2 protein-coding genes are annotated in these 2,046 nt (G+C 64.3%); both read left to right on the forward strand.

The window, feature by feature from the left end:
* The first annotated feature begins 630 nt into the window (after positions 1-630).
* A complete protein-coding gene (locus ABGA94_RS04120; RefSeq protein ID WP_065197147.1) occupies positions 631-1,569 on the forward strand; it encodes a nucleoside hydrolase in 939 nt (312 codons plus the stop codon).
* Positions 1,570-1,657: 88 nt separating this feature from the next.
* On the forward strand, positions 1,658-1,900 hold the full coding sequence (locus ABGA94_RS04125) for a type B 50S ribosomal protein L31 (RefSeq protein WP_005410871.1): 243 nt from the start codon (positions 1,658-1,660) through the stop codon (positions 1,898-1,900).
* Positions 1,901-2,046: the final 146 nt, after the last annotated feature.

Genomic DNA, 2,046 nt, shown 5'->3' on the forward strand with positions numbered 1-2,046 from the left:
CAGAGCCCTTTGCACAGCAAAGGGCTCTGACCCCATTTCCGGCACGCTCACCCACGCATGGCGTGGATCTACTGTACAGCCGTGCTCGGCTGCCGTTCGCGCTGCGCGCGGGAGTCGAGCATGGCTCGACGCTACAGACAGCGCTTTTGATCATTTCCATGTTCATCCACGCATCGCGTGGATGTGTCGACCAAGGTCGACACCTACCAACAGCGGTAGCGATCTGTCGAAGGCAGGGTGGGTCCGGTTGCGGGGGTGTCCGCGGCATGGGCCCGAGGCATGCCTCGGGCGGGTTGGGCAGGACGCCCAACCCAGGCCTTGCCGTGTGCGCAGGACAGCGCACACGAGCAAGCCGCGGCCGAGCCCCCATGGGTGAGGGCGCTTTGCTGGCGAAGCCCTGCTTCGCAAGCGCCCGAACGCACAGCCGCCAGCGGCTGGGCCGGCCTGGGGGTTTACGGCGTCCCCCGCAACCGGATCCACCCCGGCCTCCCCCAGGAAACCAGCTTTTGCCGTTGCTGTTGATGTTGCCTCTGCGGGTGCAGGGCGCAGCCCTGCCAGAACCCCAACCCCCGTACTTGCAACGGTCATCATCCCGGTCCACACTTCGTTGCCGATCTGAAGACGGCAACGATGACCCACAAGATCCCCCTGTTGATCGACACCGATCCCGGTGTGGACGACGCCCTGGCCCTGCTGATGGCCTTTGCCGATGAACGGCACGACGTGGTCGCCCTGACCATCGCCGCCGGCAATGTCGGCCTCGAATACACCGTCCGCAACGCCCTCAAGCTCTGTGACATCGTCGGCCGCCCCGACGTACCGGTGTTTGCCGGCAGCCCGGATCCGCTGCTGCATCCCTCCGTTGACGCTGCCCACGTGCATGGCCGTGATGGCTACGGCGACGTGGACCTGCCGCCGCCGAGCCGCCAGGCCGAGGCCGAGCACGCTGCCCTGGCCATCCTGCGCCTGTCGCACGAACACGCCGGCGAACTGATGCTGGTGATGTTGGGCCCGCTGACCAATCTGGCGCTGGCACTGAAGCTGGACCCGACCCTGCCCCAGCGCATCAAGCGCATCGTGGTGATGGGTGGCGCGGTTACCTGCCACGGCAACATCACCCCGGCAGCCGAATTCAACATCGCCTTCGATCCTGAAGCCGCGCACGTGGTGTTCACCTCGTTCAAGCACCTGCTGGTGTCGGACTGGGAGGCGACCGTTGCCCACGGCCTGCCGCTGGAGGACGCCGAGAAATGGCTGCAGGCCGATTCCGACCGCGCCCGCTTCTACGAACTGATCTCGCGCAAGACCCGCGCGCTGTCGGAAGATGCCAAGGGCGGCCGCTGGTATACGGCCGATGCGGTGGCCATGGCGTGGGCGCTGAATCCGGAAGGGCAGCTGCAGGTCGAGTCACGGCCGCTGAACGTGGAGCTGAATGGCACGTTCAGCCGCGGCGCCACCATCGTCGACTGGAACCGCCAGACCGGCCAGCCGGACAATTGCGATCTGCTGATGGCCTACGACCAGCCGCGTTTCGAGGCCCTGGTGCGCCAGGCCCTGGGCGCGGACTGACCTCGATTGACCGCCACCGGTTGCCCCGAGCGGCAACCGGTGCTTATAATGCCGCTCTTGACCACCAGCCCATTTACGGTGTGAGCCCATGAAGGCCGATATCCATCCGAACTACCGCGACGTCGTCTTCCATGACGTCACCTCCGATTTCAAGATCCTGACCCGCTCCACCATGGCGACGAAGGAAACCATCCAGTGGGAAGACGGCAACGAATACCCGCTGGTCAAGGTTGAAATTTCCTCTGCTTCGCACCCGTTCTACACGGGCAAGCACAAGGTCATCGACACCTCGGGCCGTATCGACAAGTTCCAGAAGCGCTACGCGCGCTGATCTGTCGATCCAGCTTTGCGGTTATCGCGTTGGGAGGCCTCGCGTCAACCTCCTGGACGTCCTCCATAACGTCAACACTTCTCGCACCAAGCGCAAAACTCGGAATTAGAACCCTAGTTTCCTCCTCGTCGACAACCAACTTTCTT

Source organism: Stenotrophomonas sp. 3diitr2024 (assembly GCF_042136455.1).
GTDB classification, from domain to species: Bacteria; Pseudomonadota; Gammaproteobacteria; order Xanthomonadales; family Xanthomonadaceae; genus Stenotrophomonas; species Stenotrophomonas sepilia.